This is a genomic window from Microvirga sp. 3-52 (assembly GCF_018383585.1).
Taxonomy (GTDB): Bacteria; Pseudomonadota; Alphaproteobacteria; order Rhizobiales; family Beijerinckiaceae; genus Microvirga.
Genome location: NZ_JAHAMK010000079.1, coordinates 1 through 1867 on the forward strand (window position 1 = coordinate 1; position 1867 = coordinate 1867).

At 63.4% G+C, this 1867-nt stretch carries 1 protein-coding gene; it reads left to right on the forward strand.

Features of this window, described 5'->3' with window-relative positions; translation table 11 throughout:
- Window positions 1–616 precede the first annotated feature (616 nt).
- The coding region (locus tag KHP60_RS24810; RefSeq protein ID WP_283770750.1) for a DNA translocase FtsK at window positions 617–1867 on the forward strand (1251 nt) is incomplete at its 3' end.

Below are 1867 nucleotides of genomic sequence, written 5' to 3' on the forward strand. Positions count from 1 at the left end.
GAACACCGGCGCAAACCACACGCCCGGGCATCGCTGCCGCAGGACGCCATGGTCCGACCCTGTCCGAAAAAAACCCCGCAGCCCGCTCGCGCAGAACCACAAGGGAGGCGCCGATATAAAGCCTCCAAGCCAAATTGCAAGAGACATCTTCAATGTCTCGTCGCGTGCGATGGAGAGAAGGGGAGGGGCGCCCGATTCCTCAAGGAATATAGGGAGAGTGCCCCCGCTTTTAAAGGATTGTGAACAGGATGTCCTCCTGGGGACAAGTACGGGTGGCCATGTCCCGCGCTCGCCTCCTAATCCTCTTTTTACCTTTGCCAGGCGTAATCGGGGAGAACCTCCTCTCGGGCTGACTGGCTCAGCCCCAACACCATAACAGACAATGCATTTCAAACGACGGTCTCCATCTTCCGCCGCCCATGGTTATGGCTCTCTCAAGCGGGACGATGACAAACATCCTGAATTTGACGCCCAGGGAGAGCAGGAGCCTATCAGATCGACGCAGGCTCCGGCGGGGCCGCGCCAAGCCTCGTCCTTCGAACCTCACCGGGAGATGGATCGCGCATCCGTCGACGATCCCGATCATGGATCGAGGCAGGGGCTGTCACGGCCGAAAATGGCAGATGAACGCTCTCGCTCCCGGGAGATCATTGCGGACCGGGCTCTGCGGGACAGGGGCCCCAATGGGGCTCCGCGCGGAGAGGTCTGGGAGCAGTCGTTCTCCATGTCTCCGGATGTTCGCTTCACACGCACGCCCGAGCGCGTTCTGAAAGAGCGCAGGATGCAGACATCTCCCCAATCGGCACCGGATGTTGCGGAACGACAGGCGAAAGAGATCGCGTCCGTTCGGGCGGCCGATCCTGCGCCTGCCGTCCAGGAGCGGTTGCTCGCGCTCCATAGCAAAGCGGCCTCGCAGGAGGTTGGTAACGGTGCACCACGCGTGTTCACCCGCACGCCTTCTCATGCGACGGACCAGGCCAGGCGGGCCGTTCCCACGAGGCCGCGAGGAGAAGCGCCTCAAAGAAACGTGCCGGTCGCTCCGATCGCCGCGGAACCAGTCGCTGCGCCGAAGGCCGCGGAGCAGGCAGTTCCTCCCTCAAGGGGCATTCCTGCTCCCTACGAGCTTCCTGCCGTTCAGCAGTCCTACAGCTTCATGTGGCAACCGGGGACTTATCTGCTGGATCCGACGCTGCCGACGACATCGACGACAGCCCCTGCGACCGCGTCCGTTCAGGTCGAGCGCGAGGAGAGGATTCCGATCGTAAAGAAAGCAGCGCCATCGGTCGCGGCTTCGTCACGCGTTCCATCACCGCCTCCCGCCGAGCCCGAAGCGCTGCCGTGGGAGGATGACGGAGACGGCGTCGAAGGCCTCATGGATGTCGAGGGGCTCATGGATGATGACGACGTCATCGAGGTGCCCCCGCGGCGCGCAGCCGTCGTAACGCAGCCGCGCCTCGCCAATGGCCCGATTGTACCGGCTCCTGCCAATGACAGCTTCCGTCGTGACAACTATGCATCGGTTCCGGTCGGCGTCTCCGCACCAGTAGGCGCCTCGTTCGCGTTCGATCTGCCGGCCTTGGATCTTCTGGCTGAGCCGAAGATCTGGGACAGTGCAGAGGTGCCGGTCGAGATGTTGCAGGAGAATGCTGCGACCCTCGAGAACGTGCTGTGGGACTTCAACGTCAAAGGCGAGATCATCAACGTTCGTCCCGGTCCGGTTGTGACGTTGTACGAGCTGGAGCCGGCGCCTGGGACGAAGTCGTCGCGGGTGATCTCGCTGGCGGACGACATCGCGCGCTCGATGAGCGCGGTCTCGGCCCGCGTGGCCGTGGTGCAGGGCCGCAACGCCATCGGCATCGAGCTGCCC